The following is a 24092-nucleotide window of genomic DNA, read 5'->3' as shown; positions in this document are numbered from 1 at the left end:
GCCCAGTCCTTGATTCAAGTCAACGCGGCGTCCTTTCCGATGAAACTATGCTTCACACGCAAGAGGTCGACTGATGATCAAGGACATCCTGGTTCACATCCCAACCGAGCGCCCAATGCGGCCCGCGATCGACGCGTCGATATCCCTAGCCGCAACCTTCGGCGCGCATCTCGATGCTGTAGCGCTCGGCTACATATCGACCGGCGCCCTCGCCTATCCCTTTGACGGAGGGGCGGCCACTGCCATTGCTGGCGTCCTTGAAAGGGAGCAAGAAAGAGCCGCCGAGCGCGCTACGACGGCGCTATCGGTCTTCGAAACCGAAGCGCGCCATGCCGGGATCCCCTACGAATGCCGACCCATCACGGATATCCCAGGAGATGCGGCCGCTTCAATCGGTGCTGCAGCTCGACTGCATGACCTTGCGATTGTTTTGCAACCGGAGGCGGACCTGCAAACATTCGACAACACTATCCCGACGGAAATTCTGTTGCAGGCTGGTGGTCCGGTGCTGTTTGTACCCTACATTTTCCGCGGCGCCTTCAAGGCCAAACGGATCGGCATCTGTTGGGACGGAAGTCGCCTTGCCGCCCGCGCTCTCAAGGATGCCATGCCCTTCCTGGCTCACGCTGATGCACTGGTCGCGATCTCAATCAACGGCGCCGACAGCGTGCCACCGGAGGCTTCGCCGGAGCGGCTTGCCAAGCATCTGGCACATGTCGGGCTACCGACGAGACTCATCAATTTACCGGCCTCACGCGCCGAGATTCAGCCCCTCATTCTCTCGATCGCCGCCAATCAAGGGCTCGACATGCTGGTGATGGGAGCCTACGGCCATTCCAGGCTGCAGGAAGGGATCTTGGGCGGTGTCACCCGTGCGATGCTGCGGACGATGACCGTGCCGACGCTGATGTCTCATTGAGGCGAGGCCACTCTGCGCGCATACCAGATCCGGACCGTATCTGAACTCACCAGAGGACGATGACCTGGCAAAGGCCGTTCCGTTGATCCTGAACGCATTTCCGACCATGCAAGTGATAGAGTGCGAATCGCATGATCGAAGATGATGTGCCCTCCGAACGACAATCATCGATTGTCCGCCTGCCCGGCGGCATTTGGGCGCTGGGCTTCGTCAGCCTGTTCATGGATATCTCGTCGGAGATGATCCACGGTCTGCTGCCGGTGTTCCTCACCTCGGTGCTCGGCGCGAGCACTGAGATGATCGGCCTCATCGAAGGTGTTGGCGAGGCGACAGCATCGATCTCAAAACTGTTCTCTGGCTGGGTGAGCGACAGGCTTGGCAAGCGCAAGGCGCTCGCGATCATCGGATATGGGCTGGCGGCCCTATCAAAACCCCTCTTCGCCCTGGCGCCGACCTCGTCACTGGTGCTCGCCGCTCGATTTTCGGACCGGATCGGCAAAGGCATACGTGGCGCTCCGCGCGACGCCATGGTAGGGGACATGGTGCCTGCCGGCCTGCGCGGTGCAGCCTACGGCCTAAGGCAGGCTCTCGACACCATCGGTGCCTTCGCCGGACCGCTCATCGCCATCGCCCTGATGGCGACACTGCATGACAATTTTCGGCTGATCTTCTGGCTTGCCTTGATACCTGGTCTGCTCTCGGTGCTCGTGCTCTTGGTCGGGGTGCGCGAGCCGCCGCACGAGGGCGGAGCAGCGCAGGCGCCCTTGAAGCTCGGTGACCTCAGAAGCATCGGCACCGCGTACTGGATCGTGGTCGGTATCGGCGCCGTTCTAACGCTCGCGCGCTTCAGTGAGGCCTTTCTGATCCTGCGCGCGCAGACTTTAGGGCTCTCGCTCGCGCTGGCACCCCTTGTCCTGGTCATCATGAATATCGTCTATGCGTTTTCGGCCTATCCGCTTGGCGCCCTGTCCGACCGGATTGATCGCAAACTGATGCTTGCGTTCGGCTTTGCAATCCTGGTCGCAGCCGACACCGTTCTCGCCATCGCCCCCAATCTCCCTGCGGTCATGGCCGGCGTTGCGCTCTGGGGCCTGCACATGGGAATGACACAGGGTCTGCTGTCGGCTCTGGTGGCCGACGAAGCGCCGACAAATTTGCGTGCAACCGCGTTCGGATTGTTCAACTTCGTGAGTGGAATGGCGCTGTTGCTGGCGAGCCTGATAGCGGGCGCATTGTGGGAGGTGATCGGCCCATACGCCACCTTTATGGCCGGCGCAGCATTCACCGCGATCGGGCTTGTCGGAACCGTGATGGTCCTGCGGCGATAAATCCTCAGTCATTTTTTCGACGATGCCGACGGCGGAACGGTTCATCGCCGCCTTGGTGAGGGCCGATTTCGGCCATCTGCGGCTTGATGCAGGTCAATCCTGAAAGTGACGTTAGACGCAATCATCTAGCCCAGACGAACGTCCAAGGAGAGCAGCAGACATGTCCTATTACTTCTCGAAATCCCTGAACGTGCCCCTTTCCGATGCTGTGGAGAGAGCAATCGACGCCCTGAAGTCGCGCGGGTTCGGTATATTGACAAGGATCGATGTTCAATCCGTCCTGAAGGACAAAATTGGAGTCGACTTTCATCCTTATGTGATCCTCGGCGCCTGCAATCCAAAGATGGCCCATCAGGCGCTCCAGGCCGAAGACAAGATTGGCACGATGCTGCCATGCAACGTCGTTGTCCAGGAAGTTGGTGGCAACACTGAAGTCGCCGCCGTGGACCCGGTTGCTTCCATGCAGGCAATTCAAAATCCGGCGCTTGAAGCCATCGCTGTCAAAGTTCGGGACGAGCTCAAGGCAGCCGTTCAGGCGATCTGAGTCCGGCTCTCCGGCAAGGGAAATGATTTGGGTCAATATGGTCCACGGCGATGCCGGTATCCTGTTGTATCCGCGACTGGATTCCACGGCTATGACCGAGATAACGCCGACCCGCCACCAGCTCAAAATCACGCCGCGTCAATCTCGATACCGGGCGCGAAAACGTGGCCGTAATTTCGCGACACTCGACGGCCCTGCGTCCGGAAGTGTTTCGCGGCTTCAGCAGGGTCGAGTTGCGCAGCAACTCGAAAGTGCTGTTGGCGACCGTCCTGCTAACCGACGATGATGATCTGGTGGGGCCAAACGAGCTGGGGCTGGCGGAGCCTGCCTTCCACCGCTTTGCAGAACCGATCGGCACTTACGTCTCGGTCACGCCCGCACCGTCCCCGGCAAGCCTGGACGCCGTGCGCGCAAAGATTTAGGGACGGACGCTTGGGGCTTCCGACATCCACGCAATCGTAGATGACCTCGCGCACTATCGTTATTCAGACATGGAAATCGCCGCGTTCCTGGTCAGCTCGGCCGGTTTCATGACATCGGGAGAATTACTCGCGCTCACCGGCGCAATGTCCAAAGCGGGCACGCAGCTCAAATGGAACGCAGACGTCGTCGTCGACAAGCATTGCATTGGCGGCATTCCCGGCAATCGTACCTCCATGATCGTCGTGCCGATCGTGGCGGCGCATGGCCTGACCATCCCGAAGACCTCATCTCGCGCGATCACTTCGCCTGCCGGAACGGCCGATACGATGGAGGTCCTGGCGCGAGTCGACCTCAGCGTGGAGGCCATGAAGGAGGTCGTCGCTGCTTGCAACGGCTGCGTCGTTTGGGGAGGTCATGTCAACCTGTCGCCGGCCGATGATATTTTGATCGGCGTCGAACGACCGCTCTCGCTCGACACTCACGAGCAAATGGTTGCATCCATCCTGTCGAAGAAGCTCGCGGCAGGGTCGACCCATCTTCTCATCGATCTTCCGGTCGGACCGAATGCAAAACTCACGAATGCGTCGGAAGCAATGCGGCTCCGCAAGCTGTTCGAATTCGTCGGTGATCAGTTTGGCCTTGAAACGGAGGTGGTGACGACCGATGGCCGCCAGCCGATAGGTAGCGGCATAGGCCCGGCGCTCGAAGCCCAGGATGTCATGGCGGTGCTTGCCAACGAACCTCTCGCGCCGCGCGATCTGCTGGAAAAGTCATTGAGGCTTGCCGCCCATCTTCTGGAACGTGACCCGGCTCTGCGGGGCGGCGCCGGCTATGCCCGCGCGCGCGAACTGCTCGAAAGCGGCGCCGCACTTCGACAGATGCAGAAGATCATCGAAGCTCAAGGGTCCACGTCGTATCGATCCGAAGTTGGCCCCTTGACGGCCGACATTCGCGCCGACCGCGATGGCGTAGTATCTACCATCGATTGCTTGCGCCTCAACCGGTTGGCGCGCACCGCTGGCGCGCCCCTGGACAAGGGAGCGGGGATCAAGCTGTTCAAGAAAATCGGCGACCATGTTGATCAAGGCGAGCCACTTTACCGCATTCACGCGTTTGAACCGTCCCAGTTTGAGCTTGCGTTCACGATGGCTCGGAGCGATCGCGGCTATCGGATCGATGGTCGCGGCTGCCCTGCCGGGATGAGACCATGACGTGCGCCGCGATCCAGTGGATGCCGGCCTCCGCCGGCACTGGCCGGAAGCTCACGGAGCGGCTTGGCGTTCCCGGGCATGAAATTGCCTTGCACCGATTTCCTGACAGAGAGTTGCGCGTTACCATCGGGCCGGCCGCACCGACGACCATCATTTGCTGCTCGCTCCATGATCCGAACGAAAAGCTGATCGCGCTGTTGTTTGCAGCAGAAGCATTGCGGCGTGGAGGAGCCAGACGGCTGGTGCTGGTAGCGCCGTATCTCGGCTATATGCGTCAAGACGCCGCCTTCCACTCGGGCGAAGCCATCAGTCAGCGCGCCGTGGGTGATCTCGTCGCGAACATCTTCGACCGTGTGATCACGGTGGAGGCGCACCTGCACCGCACTGCAACCTTGCACCACGTATTCCCTGAAATTGAGACCGACAATCTGTCCGCGGCGCCGGCGATCGAATCGAAGCTTCGCGCCGATGCGCTCGACCCCACTACTCTTGTCGTCGGCCCCGACACAGAATCCCGGCGCTGGGTGAGCGATCTAGCCGACCGGCTCGGGCTGGCCCATGCCGTCGGCGAGAAGATCCGTAGCAGCGATCGCTCGGTGCAGATCGTCTTCTCCGATCCCGCACGGCTTCTGCGTCGTTCGGTGCTCATCATTGACGATATCGCTTCCTCGGGCGGTACGCTTATCGCCTGCGCTGAGGCACTTGCATCGTCCGGCGCGAGCTCGATCAATGCGGTGGTGATTCATGCGCTGTTTCCGCCGAAGCTGTTGAATGAGTTCAGTCGCGCCGGCATTCGCTCGCTGCGATCCACCAACAGCGTGCCCCATCCGACCAACGCCATTGCGCTGGATGATATTCTCGTCGACGCGTTGCGGCGAGAGGTGGTCGGGCCATCGATGGCGGAGCATAGACCGTGAGCACCACCGTCCAGTTTTGCGGCGCAGCCCGCACGGTCACCGGTTCCTGCTACCTTTTCAGCACGCCCACAGGGCGCCTGCTGGTTGATTGCGGCCTGTTTCAGGGACCGAAAACGCTGAAGGCACTGAACTATACCTCGTTTCCGTTTCGTGCGGAGGAGATTGACGCGGTGTTGCTGACACACGCGCATATCGACCACAGCGGCCTGTTGCCGAAGCTTAAGCGCGAGGGGTTTGCAGGCCCCATCATGGCAACGCGCGGCACCATAGACCTTTGCTCGTACATGCTTCCCGATGCAGGAAACATACAAGAGGCGGAGGTCGCCGCGCTAAATCGGCGAAATACAGCCCGCGGTCGCGCCGAAGTAAATCCGATCTACACGCAGGCCGACGCAATCGCTACGCTGGATGCTTTTCGGCCGGTCGAATACCAGACATGGTTCGAAGCGATGCCAGGCGCCCGCGCCCGTTTCTGGAATGCTGGCCATCTGCTTGGCTCTGCCTCGATCGAGATCGAATTTGCCGGCCAGGCCGGAGGCGGAATGCCATTGCGCATCCTGGTATCAGGCGATCTCGGACCGGACGCCAAGTTACTCGAGCCGGGTCCGGAGGCTCCCGCCGGCTTCGACTACGTGATTTCAGAGTCTACTTACGGCGACAGTGACCGCCCATCGACAACGGCCTCGCTCAGGCGCGCTCACCTCGCACAGGAAGTACGCGACGCCGCGGCCGCCGACGGCGCGCTGCTTATCCCGGCCTTTGCCGTTGAACGAACGCAAGAGCTGATTGTCGATCTTGTCTACCTGATGGAACGGCGGGAGATACCGACCGCGCCGATCTTTCTCGACTCTCCTCTGGCGATCCGCGCGACTGAGGTGTTTCGCAGACACGCAGCAAGCTTCGATGCGGAGATCGACCTGGATCGGCTCCTGGCCTCGCCGCAACTGCGATTCACGGAGACCGTCGACGAGAGCAAGTCGATCGCCAGGCTGTCCGGCTTTCACATCATCATCGCGGCGAGCGGCATGTGCGAGGCAGGTCGCATCCGGCATCATTTGAAGCGCTGGCTGTGGCGACGCGAAGCCACAGTGTTGCTAGTCGGCTTCCAGGCGCAGGGCACGCTTGGGCGTTTTCTCCACGATGGTGCAAAGGCGGTGCGGATACAGGGCGAGGAACTCAAGGTCGCTGCGCGAATAAGATATTTCGACGAATATTCCGGCCATGCCGACGGCCCCGAATTGGCTCGCTGGATTGCCTCGCGGCGACCGATTCATCGTGGCCTGTTCATCACTCACGGCGAGGAGCCCGCGCTCAAAGGTCTCGTCGAACGGATAGCCGAGCGAACAATTCCGGCGGCCAGAATTTTCAATCCGGTGCTCGATGACATTTATGAGCTTTCCACGGCCGCACCGACACCTCTCGACGTCGTGCATCGGCGCAGGCTTGCCGCCGATGCCGTCGTCAATCTCGACTGGCACAACGACATGTCCAGGCTGCTTCTCGATATCGATGAACAAATGGAGGCAGCGGCGGACGATCGGGCGCGTGGCGTGATCATACGGAGACTGCGAAGGGCCCTCGAACAGGCGTGAACAACGTAACCGCAAGCGGATGCCGGGAAGAAGCTCGAAGGATTGACTCAAATCAACCGACGAAACGTGCTGCGCCACGATAGTGAGGTCGCGACGTCCAGAGTCGACTTTTTTGATGAGACTGCACCAATGCTGAGATCCATGGCCCTCCACACGATCGTCACCCTGACGCTTACGACACCTGCCCTGGCCACCTCACCCGCCGCACAGCGCGGCAAAATATTCGCGCGTCACAACTGCGCAAGGTGTCATTCGATAGATCGTGTCAGCCAGAGTCCGCTCAAGATCGCGCCGCCATTTCGCACCCTGCACAATCGCTATCCAATTGAATACCTGGGCGAGGCGCTGGCCGAGGGCATCGAAACTGGGGACCCGACCATGCCGGTGTTTCAGCTCGAGCCGGACCAGATTCACGACCTGCTTTCGTTCATCAAGACGCTCGAACACTAGGGAGAAAATGCGGCATGATCGGGATTTTCCAAGAGACCGGCACCTAATCAGCCTGGCACCCGCTTAAGCATCCAAACCCACCTTGACCACGACCTCTGGCAGCCGTTTGCATTCTCTGGAATCAAATTTCGATCGCTGGGATCGCCGCTCTCAGCGCTGCGTCTCGCGGATCAAACGGCAATTTGGTGCCCATGCGATTGGTGACATACGCATATCCGATTCCAGCTAGCGGGTCGGCAAAAGCAAACGAACCGCCCGCTCCTGGATGCCCGAACGAGCCGGGATGCCCGAAAAGCGCAATCGGACCCGGCTTGCAGAAGCCAAGCGAGAATTGCATCTCCGCTTTCATGCACTCATCATAGAAGCCATGCTCAGCGGGGATCGCCGGAGCCATCAACAGCCGGAGCGTTTCGGGGCGCAGCTGCAGTTCCTTACCGCCGGCCGCAAACACACTGTAGGCACGTGCAATCGCTCGCGCCGTACCGACGCCGCCGCCCGATGCTACTTCGAGGTTGCGCGAATAAACGCGCTGCGGGTCATTACATATTGCAGCGCTTGGGTTTGTTATAAGCGCTCGGTAGATGTTCGAGCGAGGGTAAAGCGTTGCGAAAGTTAGCCGGATCGGAAAACCCAATACCCGCGCAAGCACGCTTGGACTGTCGAGAATTGCAAATCTCGAATTGGGAATTTCCTCCGGCACGCGAATGTAGGTGTCGAGCCCCAGCGGTGAGGCAATCTCGTCCTGAAAGAACTGTCCGAGACTGCGGTGCAGCGGATCGATTCGCCGGAGCAATTCGCCTTCGTAAAACCCAAGGCTGATCGCGTGATAGGCTTGGCGAGTGCCCGGCCTCCAGGCGGGTGCTTGGCGAGCGAGCACAAGAGCTAACCGGTCAAGATCGGCAACGAGCTCTCGACTAACCGGTTCGTCAAACGCAAACAGCCCGGCCTGGTGGGCCAGGAGCTGGCGGATGGTGATCGTCTCCTTGCCGCGCTGGGCAAACTCCGGCCAGTAGGTGCACACGCGTTCTTCGTAGTCGAGCCAACCTCGGGAATGCGCAAGCGCAAGCGTCATCGCCGCCAGTCCCTTAGTTGCGGAGTGCACAATGGTCATAGTGTCCTCCTGCCACTGCTCGCCGGTCGCCTTGTTGCGAATCCCGCCCCAGAGATCGACAACCTTCTCTCCGTTACGGTACACGCAGCATGCGGCTCCCAATTCTCTTCTGCTGGAGAAGTTTTCGACGAAGGCCTCGCGAACAGCCTCAAAGCCCTTGCTGACGTGCCCGTGGATGCTACTGTTTCGGGCGTTTACCATCTGCGTGATCTTTCCTGGTCATAGAGACGGTGGGTGCTACTGCAATGACGGCCCCTCGGATGACAGCGAGACTGAGTCGTCCGTCGCAATCGCCTCGAACTTGCCGACCGACGCTTCGTGCGAGATTGGCAACTGACACCGTTCACCCTGGCGACTTGGCACGATGCTCCGAGGCCGGGCACAAGACGAGCTTACCCTCGAGACCGCCCGCTTCGAGACGGCGATGTGCCTCAGCGACCTCATCGAAAGAAATCCGCTCGGCAACGCGCGGCCGGATGGCGCGGGTCGCTAACAGCTCAAAGAGCCTCGTCAGGTCCTCCCGGAACCAACCAGGGTGTCGCGCGCGCATCGCATTGATCGAGTAGAAGCGGGCGCGCTTGCCGCCGGGCAACCACCTCCACAGATACAAGCGCCCAATCCACATCAACATGGTGATCATGCCAAGCTGCGCTTGCACCCCCGCCGAGTAGCCATACGCACAGAGCAGGCCGCCGCGCTTGAGCGCCTCGAACGAACGGCGATAGCCGTCCTCGCCGATGCCATCGAACACGACGTCGAATCCACCGGGCACAAGACGTGTGAAATCTTCGCGCTGGTAGTCGATCGGCGTGGCGCCGAGCTCGCGAATCAGCGCAGCATGCTCGCCGCGCGCGGCGCCCCACACCTCAAGCCCGGCCATCCTGCCCAGCGTGAGCAGCGCCTGGCCAACTGCGCCTGCGGCTCCATGCACGAGCACGCGCTGACCTCGTTGCACCCGGGCGGCGCGATGCAGGAGTTGGTATGCAGTCGTCCAGCTCAAGATCAGCGCAGCGGCCTCTGCTGCGTCCACACCCGCGGGCACGCGAGTGAGATCGCTGGCCCGGAGCGTGCGGTAGGCGGTGTTCGACCCGAGTACCGTCATATCAGCCACGCGATCTCCAAGCTGAAAGCCGCTCACGCCTTCGCCGACCTGATCAATTTCGCCGACGACATCATAGCCCATAGCGAACGGCGGCCGGCGAGCGGAAGTTTGCGGGTAAAGGTGGCGCCGAATTGTTACGTCCGTGTACTCAAGTCCCGACGCGAGCACGCGGACCCGCACCTCGCCGCGGCCGGCGGTCGGCAGCGGACTCTCGACCACCTCGAGTTCGTCGGGGCTGCCGAAGCGCCTGAGTTGAACGACCCGGTTGCGCGGCTCTCCCATGAGCGGTCTCCATGCAACTTGCAAAGTTGCTGCTCTTTCGGCTCGGAGGCGCCAGCACGCGTCTCATCGCGCGGAAAAGACGCTGCGTCGTTGATGATGATCAATTTGTCAGTACCTCTTTCCTTATCGCGGCCACCGGTTCAGAGGCGGCCTTTTCGACATGGCGAAGTCGGCGGTTGATTGCCGAAGATAAGGCGGATCAGGTTCGCACCAGCACGCCCCACGTGACAGAAATCGGGTGCGACATGCTGACAACCGGTCGGCGTTCCTCTGACAAATCACTGACATCGCTAAACAGCGTCCTGTCAGCGGCCATGAGGCAGTATCGGCGCGCACTTGAACGCGATCGAGATTTCAAGAAATCCTAATCCAACCAAGTCGCAGCAACGCTTGACCGAGATCAAAGTGCCAAGCGGGCGCCCGGAATAAACATGCACAAAGCAATCGGATTTTGGTCGCCAGCGGGAAATCGATGATGCGTTCTATTCTGACGACTCTGCGTCTCGCTCCATGGCCGAGCCGAGCTCGAACCATATTTGTATTGGCGCTTATCGGCCTGCCATCCATCGCCATGGCCGAGGATGCTATAAAGCTCAGCCCCGAGCAGGCAATGAGCCTGGGGGTTCGTGTCGTTCATCCGGTCGCGAGCCCAACCGACAAGACGCTGCCTTATCCTGCGCAGATCGTAATCCCTACTCCGCAATTGTGGGTCGTGAGTAGTCCCGTGGCCGGCATGGTGACCGGCCTTTCGGTCGCACGCGGTGACCGCGTTAACGCCGGTCAGTCGCTCGTTGTGATGGAGAGTCCGAGCTTCGTTTCGCAGCAACGCGATTACCTGCAAGCCATTGCGCAGGACATTCTGGCCACCCAGCAACTCAACCGGAACACCCAGCTCTTCCAGACAAACGCTGTGGCGCAGCGAGTTCTTGAGGCCAGCCAGACCGAAGCCCGGCAGACGAGCATCCTGGTTGCGGAGCGGCGACAAATGCTTCGGTTAAGCGGCCTCTCGGATGATGCGATTTCAAAGCTCACCAGCGAAGCCGCTATCGATGCGACACTTTCGGTCGTCGCGCCGCGGTCGGCGACCGTCGTTGACATCATGGTCTCTCCTGGCCAGCGCGTGGAGCAAACAGCTTCGCTGATCAAGCTCGCTCGGCTGTCTCCGCTATGGATCGAGATCGCTGTTCCCGCGTCAAACATCCGTGCCATCCGAACTGGCGCAAAGGTGGAAGTTGAAGGCTATGCAACGGCGGGCCAGGTAGTTCTGATCTCGGAAACCGCCGATGCCGCGACTCAAACCATCCTTGTCCGCGCGGAGGTGCCGAATAGCGGCGAACTGCGGCCCGGCCAGACCGCCCAAGCACGCATCGGCTTTGCGTCCTCGGCTGAAAGCGCTTGGGAGCTTCCCTATAGTGCGCTGATCCGGCGCGGCGAGCAGGCTTCGGTATTCGTGGCAATACCAGGCGGCTTTCGTTTGGTCGCGGTGACCCTGCTTGAGGAGGATCAAGAGCACGTCGTGGTCTCCGGTCCGATCACCGACAAGGACGAGGTCGCCGCCGGCGGCATCTCCGCACTGCGTGGAATCCTGCTCAAGCTCGGAGCCGGTTAGTCATGCTCACGCGCCTGGTCGCATTTGCGCTTTCGCAGCGGCTCTTCGTTTCGCTTGGCGTGCTCTTGCTGATCGGCGCAGGGCTGGTCATGCTGCCGAGCCTGCCGATCGACGCATTTCCGGATGTCTCGCCCGTCCAGGTCAAGGTCATCATGAAGGCGCCCGGCCTCACCCCTGAGGAAGTCGAGCAGCGGATCACGGTTCCAATCGAGCTCGAGCTGCTTGGATTGCCAAACAAGAAGATCCTTCGCTCCACGACAAAATACGCGCTTGCCGACATCACCGTGGATTTCGAGGATGGCACCGATATCTACTGGGCGCGCAACCAGGTCTCCGAGCGCCTCTCTAACATCGCGCGCGACCTACCCGAAGGCGTGACCGGCGGACTGGCCCCGATCACGAGCCCGCTCGGCGAAATGTTCATGTTCACGATCGATAGCTCCGATCTGTCGCTGGCCGAACGACGCAGCCTGCTGGATTGGGTGATTCGACCCGCGCTGCGGACCGTTCCGGGTGTTGCGGACGTCAACGCACTGGGCGGCTATGTTCGCGCTTTCGAGATCGTGCCGCTCAGCGATGCGCTCGCGGCCCGCGGAATTTCCTATGACCTGTTCCGTCGCGCCATCGACGCCAACAGCCGCAACGACGGCGCCGGCCGCGTCAACCAGGGCGAAGACAGCGCGCTGGTCCGGATCGAGGGCAGCATCCGCACGATCGAGGATATCAGGCAGATCGTTATCGATACCAAGGACAGCATTCCGATCCGGGTCAAGGATGTTGCCCGGGTCCAGGTGGGCTCGTTGACGCGCTATGGCGCCGTCACGACCGACGGTCGCGGCGAGACGGTCGAAGGACTTGTCCTTGGCCTGCGCGGCGCCAACGCCCGCCAGCTCGTCAGCGACGTGCGCGCACGCCTCGACGAGCTCAAGCCGTGGCTGCCCCAAAGCGTCAGCATCAACGTGTTTTACGACCGCAGCCGGCTGGTCGATCGCGCCGTCGGAACGGTGATCCGCGCGCTCGGCGAGGCGACTGTCCTGGTCATTGTGCTGCTGCTGTTGTTCCTCGGCAGCTGGCGCGCCTCATTGGTGATCGCTCTAAGCTTGCCGCTTGCGATCGTCGTCGCGCTGATCGTCATGCGCATCGTCGGGATGTCGGCGAACCTGATGAGCCTGGGTGGCCTTGCCATTGCGATCGGCATGCTGATCGACGCGCTGGTCGTGGTCGTCGAGAACGTCGTGGGCAATCTCAGCAAGGAACCGCGGGGCAAGGGCACGCCGCTCGTCCATATCATTTTCCGCTCGGTATGCGAAGTGCTGCAGCCGGTCGCCTCTGGCGTGCTGATCATCATGATCGTGTTCGTCCCGCTGCTGACTCTGCAGGGGCTTGAGGGAAAATTGTTCATCCCTGTCGCGCTCGCAATCATATTCGCGCTCGGCGCCTCGCTGCTCCTGGCACTCACGGTTATACCGGTAGCGACCTCCTTTCTCCTCAAAAACGCTTCGCACAAGGAACCGTGGCTGATTCGCACCGTATCGCGCGTGTATGCTCCCGCGCTCAGTTGGGCACTGAGCAACGAACGCAAGGTCATCATCGCAGCGCTGGCAGCCCTAGCTGCCGCAGGCTACGCCTACACTCAGCTCGGCAAAACGTTCATGCCGACCATGGACGAAGGCGATACGATCGTCAGCGTCGAGGCGTTGCCATCCATCAATCTCGACGAAATGATTGCGATCAATCAGAGGCTCCAGTCGGCCATCCTCGCGAAGGTGCCCGACGTCAAGGGAATCGTAGCTCGAACCGGATCGGACGAACTCGGCCTGGATCCGATGGGGCCTAACCAGACCGACACATTCCTGGTCCTAAAGCCCGCCAAAGAAAGAAAGACGACCAGCCAATCCGCGCTTATCGAAGAGCTACGACGCGTGCTGGCCGATTTCCCTGGCCTGTCGCTCAGTTTCACCCAGCCGATCGACATGCGCGTGCAGGAGATGATCAGCGGCGTGCGCGGCGATGTCGCCGTGAAGATTTTTGGGCCCGATATCAACAAGCTCAACGAGATTGCGAGCAAGCTGTCAACCATTCTGTCCAGCATCGATGGCGCCGAGGACGTCTACACCACCCTCAACGAGGGCGCGCAATATTACACGGTCGCGGTGAATCGGATGGAGGCCGGACGTCTCGGCCTGACCGTGGATGCGATCTCCAATTCGCTGCGCACTCAGATCGAAGGCCGCACGATCGGCACGGTGTTGGAAGAAGGACGCCGCACGCCGATCCTGGTCCGCGGCAGCGAGACCACGAGGGAAGCGCCCACGCTACTGGCGAGCCTGCCGCTGACGCTCCCCTCCGGTCAGCACGTCGCGCTTTCGCAAGTGGCGCGCATCCATCGGGTCGATGGTCCCGTGGTAGTTAACCGCGAGAACGGATACCGAATGAGCGTCGTGCGCACCAATGTGCGCGGCCGCGACATGGTCGGCTTCGTCGAAGCTGCAAAGCAGAAGGTAGCGGCAGAGTTGCCTTTGCCGCAAGGCTACCGGCTCACCTGGGGCGGCCAATTCGAAAACCAGCAACGCGCCGCGGCGCGTCTTTCGATCGTGGTCCCGGTTGCGATCGGGCTCATCTTCGTGCTGCTATTCACGACCTTTGGATCGATCAGGCAGGCGCTGCTGGTGTTGGTCAACATCCCATTCGCGGTGATTGGTGGCGTCTTTGCGCTGGTTCTGACCGGCGAATACCTGTCAGTCCCGGCTTCCGTGGGATTCATCGCGCTGCTCGGCATCGCCGTGCTCAACGGCGTCGTGCTGGTCTCCTATTTCAACCAGCTCCGCGCCCATGGACTGCCCGAAGGGCGGATCGTCGTGGAGGGCGCAAAGCGCCGGCTTCGACCCGTCCTGATGACGGCGAGCATCACCGCACTGGGTCTCATCCCGCTGCTGTTTGCGACCGGGCCCGGCTCGGAGATCCAGCGACCGTTGGCCGTGGTGGTTATCGGGGGTCTCGTCTCGTCGACGGTCCTGACGCTGATCCTTCTCCCGATTCTCTATCGCCGCTTTGGCGGAGTCGCGAAGGAGGCCAAATGAGCGCCGAACTCGTCTGCTTGACCCTGATCGCTGCCCGGTCGCTTCGCGATGAGCTGTTCGACTACCTTAGCGAGCAGCGCGACCTCGCGCCCGGTTTCACTGCTTCCGATGTCGCTGGACATGGACCCGACGTACGATTGCAGACCTCGGCCGAACGGGTCAAAGGCCATGCCGACGAACTCATGTTGCGGACAATTCTTCCAGCGCAAGATGCCGCGCAGCTACTCGATCGGCTGAAGGCGGCCTTCGCCGGATCCAGGGTTGTCTATTGGATCATGCCGGTCTCGGAATTTGGTGTGATCGATGTCCCCAATCGATGAGCCTCGCCGATTCCCAGCCGTTATGGTTCAGACCGAAGAGGACTTCTTCTGGGACGCTCTGGCGGGGTGCTGCCGGGGCAGTGGGTTCTGTGCGTTCATGGGCGGGGTAACGCTTCAGCAGGCCGCCAGAGCCACTCCGATGGAAACGGCGTCAATAAGACCGCGGTGAACTTTGCTCCGAAGGCGCTGCCTTAGCCGCGCTGGAGCTCGAGCCATATTACCTTGGTTTAAGCGTTGCAACATAGGCTGCAATATCCGCAGCCTCCGTCCGTGTAAGTGACATATTGGGCATTTTCGGGTGAGGGTCGAGCAAGAAGAAAGCCAGCTTTTCCGCGTTGAAGCCGGGATGCTGTGCAACGCTCACAAAGGGGGTCGCTTCAGTTGTAGGCCCCTTTTGATTGCGCTCAACAAGGTGGCAGCTAGCACACCATTGTCTCGATAGAATCGCGCCGTTGCGGGAATCTGCTGCGAAACAGCAAGTCGAGTCGAGGCCGAGCAATAACAGCGCAGCACCACCACGAATAATATGCTTCATCATTCCCAAGCCTCATGAAGGTTCTAATGTGACATCATGAGGCAACATGATGCCTCATCCAACAGCCCCCGGGTCATACCTCCGAATATCCATTCGCCGAGCCGGCTATGGCCATAGGCTCCAGTGACGATCAGATCAGCATCGTTCTCTTTCGCGATACGAATGAGGTGACGCGCGTCGGATTCGGCCATGTGGACACGCACATCGGTTTCGGATTTCACGCCATGACCCTGCAGATACTTGGCAACGTCGCGGACACGCCGCCGCGCCTGATCCTGTTCATCCGACGTGCAGATCTCGACAATCGTCACCTGAGAAGCTTTCCTCAGGACCGGCAGAGCATCGCGAACGGCGCGGCGAGCTTCTCTCGTGTCCTTCCAGCCGACCACGATACGATCGGCCCGCAATTCATGGATATGCTCCGGCACCAGAATGGTCGGCCGCCCCATTCGCAGCACTGCTCCTGCCGGATCGATCAAGTGATAGGGGTCTACGTTCGCGCGCCTGCTTTTTGTCACGACCAGATCTGCCGACCTGGCCTCATTCGTGAGAAAAACGGTTGGATACTGGACGTCCCACCGCCACTCGACCTTCTCCTTCGGGAGGCCAACGACATCCCGAAACCACTGCTCTTTTTCGGCAAGAGCGGCCTTCATCCGCTTGAGGTCCTCCGGCGTGGTTTCTTCAATGATCACGCCTTCGGCGACGAAGCTGGGTTCGACCGCAAATGCAGACACGCCAGTGATCGAAGCGTCGAATCTGGTCGCGATGGATCGGGCAACCCGCACCTGCTCCTCTGCCTGTTGTTCAGGATCAACGTAAACCATGATTGTAGCGACTGTCATAACCTTGCTCTCCACCAACAATACTATTCTCGTCCATATGTCGCGTCGTTTGGTTGACGTGGATCAACCAAGGACACGCAGGCAAAATGCGGTCAATTTCGAAAGCAAGGTTCGCTGATGTGCCCGCCACCGCTGGAACGACGATGATGTCGGAAACCGTGATGCAGAAGACCGCCAAGGGACGGCATTGTGAGGTCCCGACGACGAACATGCCTGCCAAGGTGAAGCCCCGAGCACCATTGCTCGTGGCCATGAGGCGCCTCATTCGCGCTTTCGGTCTGCATCGCCGTTTTCGCGATGAGGGTTCATTCGCAAATCGCGACCCGGCTTGCGGTGATCCCAATCCATGGCAGGCCCCATCCGCTCTATCACTCGTCGCTCGTTGCTTTCTTCGCCCGGTTGCCGATTGGCAGGTACGGTAGGGCCAGGTCGAGCCTGCACGGGCTGCGATTCGGTGGCTGGGGCCTTTCCTTGATCTTGAGCCAGCAAGGAAGATGCGCCGAACGACGTCAACACAACTATCGTGAGAGTGAGTGCGCGCATGGAGTGATCTCCTGTTTCAGGCCGCCTCGATCACCCGTTGGTTGCCATCGCCGAGCTTGCGAACAAGGCAAAACGTGCCTCGTTGACCCGCTTCCCGCGTGAACATGGACGTATGGCCGGGCTTTCATCGGCGCGCAGAAATCTCGGATGTCGCGGGCCGGCATGGTTTGATTTAGATCAGAGGCGCGGTCGATCGGGACGATACAGGCCCTTGAGTAGGCGGTCCTGCGGAAATCGTCGATCTACCACCGCCGAAGGGCCGATTTGATCTTTGTCAACGCTCTCGCGAAATAATGTAGGTCGCGCGTAGCGAACCGGGCCGTGAGGTCCGTTGGGTACTTTGGCGGCGAGCTGCGCTTGCGAAATTTAGGCGCGCGGCCCTTAGGCAGTTGGTGGCATTCGGATGTTGAGGAGATTGGCAACCGCGCTAACCAACCGTGCCACTGCGAAGGGCTTCGAGATTAGGATACTGTTCGGAACACCCTCTGATGCCCATTCTTCTGCGGACGAACCAGTCACGTAGACGATGGGGAAGGCCGGTTCTCTTTCTCTGATCCGCCTTGCAACCTCCCACCCGCTCACGTTGCCGCGCAGCCGAACATCGATTACCGATGCCCTATAAGTGCCGGTGCCACCAATGAAGAGCGTCAGGGCTTCTTCGCCTGAAGACACACTTTCAGTGGCAAAACCGGCATCCGTTAGTGCCTTCTCCAGATCGGCCTGCAGAAAGTACTCGTCCTCAACGATGAGCACCGAGCGTAGTTCGGACAACGTTTCCTCCTGATCGCAGAAGTGCCTACAATAGCTTCGAGTTCCAAAGGTCGCACTAACTTGCGTTAAGGTGCGTCGGTTCGCCTTCTCGGGTTCGGCTTCGAGTGTCATGTCCCTAAGCAGCGGTTCGTGTGTCCTGCGACCTATGAACGTGTCAGGCGCTGGCCTAGATAACAATTCTTTGGATGCGACCACGATCTGGTGTGTGCGGGCGATGACATCCCTGATCCGCGCGCTCTCGGCTCTAATGAAGTTGAGGCGAAGTTCGACCGTCACGGCGCGCTCCCTGATCATGCAGGCGGGAGCGCTGTCGGTCTCTCAGCCACCGACGCCCACGGACGAAGCCTTGGTCGGTGATGGAGAAACAATACACGCGTCTAGCGAAATGGAACACCGTTAAGTCGAGTGTCGGTTGAGGGTCATTGTCTGAATCCCGAATCGATGCTGCTTGCCGATCGTGCCTCCGACGCCGATTGGGTTAGAGAGCTGTCATCAGTTGTCATGGCTGCTCCTGAATTCAGGCTCATTTATGCGGCGCGTTGTTCGAACGCGATGTGACGGGTGTCCGACTCTCGCCAGGGTATAGCTTCCTTTCGATCGCCGCAGCCGACAACCTGCGGTAAAGATCGCGTCGTCGCGCGATCGGCCACCAATCGTAAAGAAAAATCTCAAACGGTCGCCAGTTGGCGACCCATCCCAAGATCAGGAAACTTTCCTCGACCATCTTTTTGAACGACGCGTCGGCGAGGAACCCAGACGCCAGGTTTGATGCAAGCAAACAAGCGACGAGAATCGCCACGCCTATGGCAAGAGATCGGCGACCGATTCGGAAGAGCTCGTTGAGGTCGCCCTGAATGACGCCCGCACGACCTGCGAAGTATTTGCCGAGGGCTTCCGGCAGGTCTCGCGCCAGATCTGTATGCGACTGATCATCCGGAAAGTGGACAACGATCCTGAATGGTCGGTCCACCGGTAGTTCTCTGGCCCATCCTACAATGTATTCCTCTGCTTCCCGGTCGAGATCCTTCTCACGAAACGGAAATGGATCAAGCGTGTGGAAGAGCTGTGCGATGTCATCGACGCGGATTTCGACAACATTCTCCGCATTTTTCGAGGTCATCAGTTCGTCCGATCATAGGCCAAGAATTTGTGCGCCAGTCGTGTGCTGTCCGTCCCGGTGCTGGTTTGCGGTGTTGGCGGCATCCAAGTGTTGATCGAGGTCAAGAACCTCCGGCCAACTCGCCCGCCTTTCGCGGCGCGACACGCACTCCCGAGGCGACGCGATCGCTGGGATAGACGATGACAGCTTCGTCTTGATTCAAGCCGGAGGCGATTGCGGCGAAACGTCCCGAGCGGCGAAGCAGCTGCACCTTGCGGATCTCGGCACGCCCATCTTTCACGACGTACACGTTCCAGCTCTCGCCACGGCGAAACAGGGCTCCAGCCGGGACGATCGTGGTGTCCTCCTTTGTGAACACGACGATTTGCGCGTCGATCTGGTAGGCGTCGCCGAGGCTTGTCCACTGCTCGGCAGGTGAGACGAGGTCGATGAGTACGTTGACCCTTTGCTCTTCCACGCCGAGCGTTGAGATCTTGGTGAAGGCCGCAGGCTCAACCCGGCGGACACGCCCGATGAGTGCTCCTCGTCCACCCCAATGGACAATCGACACCTCCGCGCCCGGCCGCATCTCGACGGCGTCCGTGCTAAGCACGTCCACGACCACTTCAAGGTCGTGGGGATCGCCGATATCCAGGAGCGGTGTGCCAGGCTGGACGATTGTCTCGCTTTCCTGGGCAATCTTCAGCACCACGCCGGCGACCGGCGCAGCGACACTACAACTTTCCGGAGACTCATCGGTCTTCGTGTTACTGCCATATCGCGCCAGCAGGGCGCGCATCTGGCTGAGCTCATGCTCGGCCGCGTGGTCTAGAAACTCTGCTGCGCGCAAGTCTCGATCGGCCAGGCGAACCGAAAGCTCGGCATGCTCCAGCGCCTGAGCGGTCGCGGCCCCTCGTTGGGCCAACGTCCGTGTTCGGGCAAGATCGGAATTGGCCTGGTCGCTTTGGGCCCGCGCCCGCTCGACGCCGGCCTTGGCCCTCTCCACGTTTGCCTCAGCCGCGCCGAGCCGCTCTTCGATCTCGTTGCGGGTGCGCGGATCCATCAGCGGCGCGGGCGATGGAGTGATCGTCGCTACGGCATCATCAACTTTGATCGGGTCTCCGACCTTGAAGCGAATCCGGCCAAGGCGGCCGGCGAGCGGCGCGGCGACGACATAGCGCTCGCGGACACGGGTCTTGCCGTCCTCGTCGACGCTGGCGACGAACCGGCCTTTGGTCACGGGTGCCGTCTCGACCGGCACGGGTCCCGGCACCACTGCCCAAACCACCACCGCGGCGGCGGCCAGAAAGCCTGCAATGATCGCGACGTGGCGGGTGGCGATACGCATGCTCGTTCCCTCGTCTTCAGTGCTGCGACCATATCGAGCTGGTCGACACGTCTCCGCACGATAAACGCGCTGGCCGCAGCCGCGGTCAGGACGACGCCGGCCGCGATCAGGTAAGTCCGCGGCTCGATCACAGGTGGTATCTGGAAGCTTTCGTTGGAATGGAATCTGGCGATCAAGCCGATGATCCCGTGCGACAACCACAGCCCAATCGGAATGCCCAATGCTATTTCGACCGCGAATTCGCCAAACAGGATGCTTGCGACTTCGCCACGGGTGAAGCCGAGCACGCGCAGGCTTGCGAGTTCCCATGCCCGCTCCTGCAGGCCGATGCGAGCGCTGTTATAGACGACGCCGACCGTGATGATGGTCGCAAAGGCGGTGAGGATGCCGGCACTGACGAAGACAAGCCCGGCGATCTTGTCCAGAAACGACGACAGCGTGTAGACCTTCGTGCTGACGGACTCAATCGTCGGCAGGTTCTTGAACCTGCGCGCCAGCGCGGGAAGCGCGCTCGGCTCGACATAAAGACTGGCGGCGGAAACGACCGCGCCTTCGCCGGTCAGACCATTGAGCGTCACGATATCCATGTAGGACGCCATCCCGATCGATTCATCCACGGTAGCGCCTGCCGCGAATTCCCGCTTCAGGCGCCGGCCCTCCATGGTTTCGACCGTGATGAGATCGCCCGGCTTCACATCGAGGCGCTCGGCCAGCCGGCGGGTCAGCGTAATTCCATCGGGCGACGCGGTGATCGGGCGCAGTGCGGAATCATGCGGGCGCCGCAACTCATCCGCGGTCGAAAGACCGATCACCGAGGTCAGATAGCTGCGCTGTCCGGCGCGCAGCCGCACCGGTACGATCCGCTGCCCTTCGACGGCCAGGACGCCGGGCAGCCGTGCCAGATCCCGAATGATGGCGCGGTCCATTGGGTGCGGAAATGTTACGGCGATATTGCCTCGTTCGACTAGGTTTAACTGCAGGACGATCATTTGATCGATGGCGTCGCGCCAGAAGATTCCGAGCACCATCATCGGAACTGCGAAGGCGATCCCGACGACCGTCAGCACTGACCGAAACGGGCGCCCCGCGACATTGCGCAGCATCATGATCCATCGCGCCTTGATTGCCTTGCCCGGCACCAGCGCTTCGATGAACGAATGGCCCAGCGGTGCTGCGGGCCGCATGGCGACAGCCGGAGCAAGCCCGATGACTTCCTGCAACGCGGTCAAGACGCCGAGCGACCCGGCAGCCAGGCTGATCGCGATCCCTGCCACGACCGACCACGGCGTGAGGACGAATGGCAGGTCAGGCAGCCGGAAAAAGCCGTGATAGCTTGCCATCATCGCCTCTCCGAAACCGAAGCCGCCCGCAATCCCAAGCATGGATCCGATCAGCACGATGACGAAAACGAGCTTCAGATAATGCTGGGTAAGGGTGACAGTAGAGAAGCCGAGCGCCTTGAGCGCGGCGATCTGTTCGCGCTGTGCGGCCACCAGCCGGCCAAGCGCATTGTTGAGCAGGAACGCCGCCACCCCGAAGAAGATGACGGGGATGGTGATGGACATGACCCTCTGCTGATTCAGTTCGTCCTCGAGGAACCGGTTTGAAGGCTGGTCGCGCCGTTCGACGGCTCCGACCGAACCGTAAGGCTCCAGCAACCGGTCCAGTTCTTCGATGACTGGGTTCGGATCGACGCCAGGCACCAATGTAAAGACGGCGTCGTTGAACGCGGCCTTCATGTCGAAGGCGGCCTCCGCCGCACTGCGATCGACCCAGAGAATGGCATAGAGCCGATCGTCCGGAATGGGCAGACCCGGTCTCACCGCATAGATGTATTCCGGTGACAAGGCGATGCCGGAGACATGAAAGCTCTGTACTTTCCCATTGAGCACGACCCGGATGTCATCGCCGGGTTTGACGCCGTTGGCTTCGGCAAAGGCTTCGTTTACCGCCGCGTCCCTTTGAGAACCTGGTTCGGGCGCGGTACCACGGCGCAGATACAACCGCGCCAGCTCTTCGTCGCCGGCATGGTTCAGTGAAACCATGCGCGCTGACACCGGCTGTGAGGCAGCCGGCCAATCGACGATGACTTCACGCACGATACGCGGTTCGACGGCAACGACGCCTGGAATTGCGTTAAGCCGAGGAACGATCGACAACGGCGCCCGTTTGAGCGTGACGAAGACCTGCGGAAACCGCGCCGCCGCATAAAACTGCTCGCACCCGGATCGTAGCGACACATAAGTCGAGACCGATCCCACAAAAACCGCAACGCCTGCGGCCACCAGCAGCGCGATGGTAAGCACCTGCCCGCGCATGGCGCTGATGTCGCGTACAAGTTTGCGGTCCAACAGGCTCACCAGTGCACCTCATCGGCAGAGAGCCGGCGCGCATTGCGCTCCTCCCCTACGATCCGCCCACCACCAAGCCGCAGCACACGATCGGCCATGCCGGCAATCGCCGCGTTGTGCGTGATGATGATAATCGTCGTGCCGAACCGCTCATTGGCGCGCGCGATGGCCGCCAGGACCACCTTGCCGGTCTCGTAGTCCAGCGCGCCAGTTGGCTCGTCGCAGAGCAACACATCGGGCGATTTCACAATGGCTCGGGCTACGGCGACGCGCTGCTGCTCGCCGCCGGACAATTGCGATGGAAAATGGTCGACGCGGTGTTCGAGGCCTACCAGCTTGAGCACCTCGCGCGGATCGAGCGGCTTTTCAGCAATCTCGTTTACCAACGCCACATTTTCGAGCACCGTCAGGCTTGGAATCAGGTTGTAGAATTGAAATACAAAGCCGACATGCTCGCGCCGATAGCGCGTCAACTCGTCGTCGCCTGCTCCGACCAGATTATGATCACGCCAATGGGCCTGGCCCGACGTCGGACTGTCCAATCCGCCAAGGATGTTCAGGAGAGTCGACTTGCCAGAACCGGACGGGCCGAGCAGCACGACGAATTCACGCTCGAGAATATCAAGATCGATATCACGAAGCGCGTTCACATCGACTTCGCCCATATGATAGGTCTTCGACAGGCCCCTCGCGTGAAAGACCGGAATCGCGGCCGGCTTCTGCATGGCCGCGGCGTTCCCCGTCACGTCTCGCGTGGTATCTTCGGTCGGTTCCGGCGCTGCCACATCTTCCACCGTCGATTAATGGGAAAAAAGAATGGGGAGCGGCGGTTGCGACAACATGCTCCTGGTTGCGCCGCCAAGGATGAATTCGCGGAATCGGGAGTGCCCGTATGCCCCCATCACCAACAGGTCCGCATTGTGGGAGGCCACCTCCCTCGTGAGCACATCGCCGATCGATCGGCCCGCCGCATCTACCCGGTCAAGGATGACATCGATGCCGTGTCGCGCCAGGTTCTTGGCAAGTTCCTCGGACGAGTGCTTGGCATCGATGACTTTCTCGTTCATCACTGTGACGATGCGCACCTTCTTTGCCTTCTCCAGTATCGGGATGGCGTCGGCAACTGCCCGGGCCGCCGAACGGCTGAAATCCCAAGCGACGACGGCGGTGTTCAACTCGAACGGCGCGGGCGGCGGGCTTTCCGGCAACACCAGGGTCGGCCGCCCGGATCCGAAGATGATGGCTTCGGCATACCATTGATCATAGGATTCCGGCACCGACACGATGGTGAGATCGCGCAGCCGTGCATACTCCACCAGCCGCTCCGGTACGCGATAGCTCAGGCTTTTCTCATGGATGATCTCGTGCAACACGCCAACCTTTTGCGCAGATGCCTCAAAGGCGGCAAGGAGTGCTTGCGCACTATCATGGCTCCGGTGTGCCTCACCGGCAGCGATTGCCCCAGCTGCTCCAAAAGAGATCAAACTGCCGGGGACCTGGATGTGAACCTCGCACGAGATCGCTGCGATATGCGCGTTAAGCGACGAGGCGAATGACACCGCGCAATCAATGACCGAAGCGGGTGTCGCGTCAGGGTAGCTCGTCAGGGTGAGCAGAACATCTCTGACAGTCATCGAACTCTCCGGCGGGATTTCAAGAATAATCCTAGCTTCTGCCTTGCTGGGCCGATTTGATCTATCGCAGAAGACCTG

21 protein-coding genes and 1 pseudogene are annotated in these 24092 nt (G+C 60.7%); 11 read left to right on the top strand and 11 right to left on the bottom strand.

Annotated features, from left to right (window positions below; translation table 11 throughout):
• Positions 1–73: 73 nt before the first annotated feature.
• The 7 genes and pseudogenes from VKR55_RS02880 to VKR55_RS02850 all read left to right on the top strand — a co-directional run bounded on the left by VKR55_RS02880 (position 74) and on the right by VKR55_RS02850 (position 7384).
• Entirely contained in the window at positions 74–919 is an 846-nt protein-coding gene (locus VKR55_RS02880; protein WP_324399469.1) for a universal stress protein, read from the top strand.
• Between the two features lie 131 nt (positions 920–1050).
• Positions 1051–2247, top strand: a complete 1197-nt coding sequence (locus VKR55_RS02875; protein WP_324399468.1) for an MFS transporter — start codon at positions 1051–1053, stop codon at positions 2245–2247.
• A 160-nt stretch (positions 2248–2407) separates the two neighbouring features.
• Positions 2408–2791, top strand: coding sequence for a DUF302 domain-containing protein (locus VKR55_RS02870; protein ID WP_324399466.1), 384 nt, complete (start codon positions 2408–2410; stop codon positions 2789–2791).
• 164 nt (positions 2792–2955) lie between these two features.
• A pseudogene (locus VKR55_RS02865) lies at positions 2956–4425 on the top strand (thymidine phosphorylase family protein).
• On the top strand, positions 4422–5342 hold the full coding sequence (locus VKR55_RS02860) for a ribose-phosphate diphosphokinase (RefSeq protein ID WP_324399464.1): 921 nt from the start codon (positions 4422–4424) through the stop codon (positions 5340–5342). Before VKR55_RS02865 ends, VKR55_RS02860 begins: the two are co-directional and overlap by 4 nt.
• Complete coding sequence (locus VKR55_RS02855) at positions 5339–6934, top strand: MBL fold metallo-hydrolase (RefSeq protein ID WP_324399462.1); 1596 nt, start codon at positions 5339–5341, stop codon at positions 6932–6934. Before VKR55_RS02860 ends, VKR55_RS02855 begins: the two co-directional genes overlap by 4 nt.
• Before the next feature lie 129 nt (positions 6935–7063).
• The gene (locus VKR55_RS02850; protein WP_324399461.1) at positions 7064–7384 is read left to right on the top strand and encodes a c-type cytochrome; all 321 of its coding nucleotides are present in this window, start codon (positions 7064–7066) and stop codon (positions 7382–7384) included.
• 121 nt (positions 7385–7505) lie between these two features.
• Here VKR55_RS02850 and VKR55_RS02845 read toward each other — a convergent pair whose 3' ends face one another.
• A complete protein-coding gene (locus VKR55_RS02845; RefSeq protein WP_324399459.1) occupies positions 7506–8696 on the bottom strand; it encodes a serine hydrolase domain-containing protein in 1191 nt (396 codons plus the stop codon).
• A 142-nt stretch (positions 8697–8838) separates the two neighbouring features.
• Positions 8839–9879 carry a medium chain dehydrogenase/reductase family protein gene (locus VKR55_RS02840; RefSeq protein WP_324399457.1) on the bottom strand — a complete coding sequence of 347 codons (1041 nt, stop codon included), beginning with the start codon at positions 9877–9879 and terminating at the stop codon, positions 8839–8841.
• A gap of 11 nt (positions 9880–9890) precedes the next feature.
• Here VKR55_RS02840 and VKR55_RS02835 point away from each other — a divergent pair, with 11 nt between their 5' ends.
• The 4 genes from VKR55_RS02835 to VKR55_RS02820 all read left to right on the top strand — a co-directional run bounded on the left by VKR55_RS02835 (position 9891) and on the right by VKR55_RS02820 (position 14888).
• Positions 9891–10247 carry a hypothetical protein gene (locus VKR55_RS02835; protein ID WP_324399454.1) on the top strand — a complete coding sequence of 119 codons (357 nt, stop codon included), beginning with the start codon at positions 9891–9893 and terminating at the stop codon, positions 10245–10247.
• 107 nt (positions 10248–10354) lie between these two features.
• Positions 10355–11488, top strand: a complete 1134-nt coding sequence (locus tag VKR55_RS02830) for an efflux RND transporter periplasmic adaptor subunit (RefSeq protein ID WP_414642288.1) — start codon at positions 10355–10357, stop codon at positions 11486–11488.
• A 2-nt stretch (positions 11489–11490) separates the two neighbouring features.
• Positions 11491–14568 (top strand): efflux RND transporter permease subunit, encoded by a 3078-nt coding sequence (locus VKR55_RS02825; RefSeq protein WP_324399452.1) that lies wholly within the window; start codon positions 11491–11493, stop codon positions 14566–14568.
• A complete protein-coding gene (locus VKR55_RS02820; protein ID WP_324399450.1) occupies positions 14565–14888 on the top strand; it encodes a DUF3240 family protein in 324 nt (107 codons plus the stop codon). Before VKR55_RS02825 ends, VKR55_RS02820 begins: the two co-directional genes overlap by 4 nt.
• A gap of 217 nt (positions 14889–15105) precedes the next feature.
• On the opposite strand, the gene VKR55_RS02815 is transcribed toward VKR55_RS02820, so the two are convergent.
• The 9 genes from VKR55_RS02815 to VKR55_RS02775 form a co-directional block, all read right to left on the bottom strand.
• Positions 15106–15426: a c-type cytochrome gene (locus VKR55_RS02815; RefSeq protein ID WP_324399448.1), complete on the bottom strand. Its 321-nt coding sequence runs from the start codon at positions 15424–15426 to the stop codon at positions 15106–15108.
• 20 nt (positions 15427–15446) lie between these two features.
• The gene (locus VKR55_RS02810; protein ID WP_324399446.1) at positions 15447–16268 is read right to left on the bottom strand and encodes a universal stress protein; all 822 of its coding nucleotides are present in this window, start codon (positions 16266–16268) and stop codon (positions 15447–15449) included.
• Entirely contained in the window at positions 16237–16521 is a 285-nt protein-coding gene (locus tag VKR55_RS02805; protein WP_324399444.1) for a hypothetical protein, read from the bottom strand. The genes VKR55_RS02810 and VKR55_RS02805 overlap by 32 nt, the downstream gene beginning before the upstream one ends.
• 671 nt (positions 16522–17192) lie before the next feature.
• Positions 17193–17858 carry a response regulator gene (locus VKR55_RS02800; protein ID WP_324399442.1) on the bottom strand — a complete coding sequence of 222 codons (666 nt, stop codon included), beginning with the start codon at positions 17856–17858 and terminating at the stop codon, positions 17193–17195.
• 247 nt (positions 17859–18105) lie between these two features.
• Positions 18106–18702, bottom strand: a complete 597-nt coding sequence (locus VKR55_RS02795) for a hypothetical protein (protein WP_324399439.1) — start codon at positions 18700–18702, stop codon at positions 18106–18108.
• A 100-nt stretch (positions 18703–18802) separates the two neighbouring features.
• A complete protein-coding gene (locus VKR55_RS02790; RefSeq protein WP_324399437.1) occupies positions 18803–20029 on the bottom strand; it encodes an efflux RND transporter periplasmic adaptor subunit in 1227 nt (408 codons plus the stop codon).
• Positions 19918–22389 (bottom strand): ABC transporter permease, encoded by a 2472-nt coding sequence (locus VKR55_RS02785; protein WP_324399435.1) that lies wholly within the window; start codon positions 22387–22389, stop codon positions 19918–19920. Before VKR55_RS02785 ends, VKR55_RS02790 begins: the two co-directional genes overlap by 112 nt.
• On the bottom strand, positions 22386–23105 hold the full coding sequence (locus VKR55_RS02780; RefSeq protein ID WP_324399906.1) for an ABC transporter ATP-binding protein: 720 nt from the start codon (positions 23103–23105) through the stop codon (positions 22386–22388). Before VKR55_RS02780 ends, VKR55_RS02785 begins: the two co-directional genes overlap by 4 nt.
• A 75-nt stretch (positions 23106–23180) precedes the next feature.
• Positions 23181–24014: a universal stress protein gene (locus VKR55_RS02775; protein ID WP_324399433.1), complete on the bottom strand. Its 834-nt coding sequence runs from the start codon at positions 24012–24014 to the stop codon at positions 23181–23183.
• Positions 24015–24092: the final 78 nt, after the last annotated feature.

Source organism: Bradyrhizobium sp., from assembly GCF_035309285.1.
GTDB lineage: Bacteria > Pseudomonadota > Alphaproteobacteria > Rhizobiales > Xanthobacteraceae > Bradyrhizobium.
The sequence above is the reverse complement of the archived record's forward strand: the minus strand, read 5'-3'. Positions and strand labels throughout refer to the sequence as shown.

Bases quoted from the DNA above. Each gene is read 5' to 3' on its own strand.
- VKR55_RS02780 (WP_324399906.1), bottom strand. From the start codon at position 23,105: ATGCAGAAGCCGGCCGCGATTCCGGTCTTTCACGCGAGGGGCCTGTCG.
- VKR55_RS02810 (WP_324399446.1), bottom strand. From the start codon at position 16,268: ATGACAGTCGCTACAATCATGGTTTACGTTGATCCTGAACAACAGGCA.
- VKR55_RS02830 (WP_414642288.1), top strand. From the start codon at position 10,355: ATGCGTTCTATTCTGACGACTCTGCGTCTCGCTCCATGGCCGAGCCGA.
- VKR55_RS02815 (WP_324399448.1), bottom strand. From the start codon at position 15,426: ATGATGAAGCATATTATTCGTGGTGGTGCTGCGCTGTTATTGCTCGGC.
- VKR55_RS02850 (WP_324399461.1), top strand. From the start codon at position 7,064: ATGCTGAGATCCATGGCCCTCCACACGATCGTCACCCTGACGCTTACG.
- VKR55_RS02870 (WP_324399466.1), top strand. From the start codon at position 2,408: ATGTCCTATTACTTCTCGAAATCCCTGAACGTGCCCCTTTCCGATGCT.
- VKR55_RS02845 (WP_324399459.1), bottom strand. From the start codon at position 8,696: ATGGTAAACGCCCGAAACAGTAGCATCCACGGGCACGTCAGCAAGGGC.
- VKR55_RS02825 (WP_324399452.1), top strand. From the start codon at position 11,491: ATGCTCACGCGCCTGGTCGCATTTGCGCTTTCGCAGCGGCTCTTCGTT.
- VKR55_RS02795 (WP_324399439.1), bottom strand. From the start codon at position 18,702: ATGACCTCGAAAAATGCGGAGAATGTTGTCGAAATCCGCGTCGATGAC.
- VKR55_RS02875 (WP_324399468.1), top strand. From the start codon at position 1,051: ATGATCGAAGATGATGTGCCCTCCGAACGACAATCATCGATTGTCCGC.
- VKR55_RS02790 (WP_324399437.1), bottom strand. From the start codon at position 20,029: ATGCGTATCGCCACCCGCCACGTCGCGATCATTGCAGGCTTTCTGGCC.
- VKR55_RS02820 (WP_324399450.1), top strand. From the start codon at position 14,565: ATGAGCGCCGAACTCGTCTGCTTGACCCTGATCGCTGCCCGGTCGCTT.
- VKR55_RS02880 (WP_324399469.1), top strand. From the start codon at position 74: ATGATCAAGGACATCCTGGTTCACATCCCAACCGAGCGCCCAATGCGG.
- VKR55_RS02835 (WP_324399454.1), top strand. From the start codon at position 9,891: ATGCAACTTGCAAAGTTGCTGCTCTTTCGGCTCGGAGGCGCCAGCACG.
- VKR55_RS02775 (WP_324399433.1), bottom strand. From the start codon at position 24,014: ATGACTGTCAGAGATGTTCTGCTCACCCTGACGAGCTACCCTGACGCG.
- VKR55_RS02840 (WP_324399457.1), bottom strand. From the start codon at position 9,879: ATGGGAGAGCCGCGCAACCGGGTCGTTCAACTCAGGCGCTTCGGCAGC.
- VKR55_RS02805 (WP_324399444.1), bottom strand. From the start codon at position 16,521: ATGGCCACGAGCAATGGTGCTCGGGGCTTCACCTTGGCAGGCATGTTC.
- VKR55_RS02860 (WP_324399464.1), top strand. From the start codon at position 4,422: ATGACGTGCGCCGCGATCCAGTGGATGCCGGCCTCCGCCGGCACTGGC.